Raw genomic sequence first — 712 nt, forward strand, 5'->3', positions numbered from 1 at the left:
GTGCCGGTCGCCCTGCATCAGCAGGCGGTTGCCCTTGATCCGCGTGGGGCCGGGACGATCCTGCATCAGCAGGTTGCCGGCCGGGTCGTGGGCGAAGGATTCCGGCAGTTCGTCGCGCGAGTGACGGACGCGGATCAAGCGGTCGAGGGCGTCATAGCCATAGGTGCGCTGGCCGTGGCGGCTGTCGGCAATGTGCTCCAGATTGCCGTTGGCGCTGTAGGCATAATCCCGGCGATACAGCGAGTCGTGCTGATGGCCTACAGCATGGGCCAGCAAACGTCCCTGATCGTCGTAGGCATAATCGCTGAGCAGCAGGCCTTGTTGGCGTTGTTGCTCTCGACCGGACTGGTAAACGTGGCGGGTCAGCCGCGTGCCATTGAGGTCGATCGCCGTCAGCGCGCCGCCCTTGGCGTAGTGATAGTCGAGCTTGCTGTTGTCCGGCAGACGCTGGCGCTTGAGCTGGCCGCAGGCGTCGTAGACATAACGCAGGGTGCCCCAGCCCTGATGCTCGGTGATCAGCCGGTCCTGTCGGTCATATTCAAAGGCCAGCGGATGTTGCTGGCCGTCATCAACACCGGTCAAACGGCCCAGTCGGTCGTAGGTGTAAGCCACCTCAACCCCGTCGGGCAGGGTTTTCAGCAGCAGACGCCCGGCCGCATCACGCGCGTAAGTGGTGACCAGCGTCGAGCCGTCATCGCCGAACTCGGTCTTT

General features: G+C 63.9%; 1 pseudogene. It reads right to left on the minus strand.

Annotated features, from left to right (window positions below):
* Window positions 1–712 (minus strand): annotated as a pseudogene (locus tag M0808_RS28385) (type IV secretion protein Rhs); the annotation flags it as partial.

Origin of the sequence: Pseudomonas sp. MWU12-3103b (assembly GCF_023100615.1) — a bacterium.
GTDB lineage: Bacteria > Pseudomonadota > Gammaproteobacteria > Pseudomonadales > Pseudomonadaceae > Aquipseudomonas > Aquipseudomonas putida_A.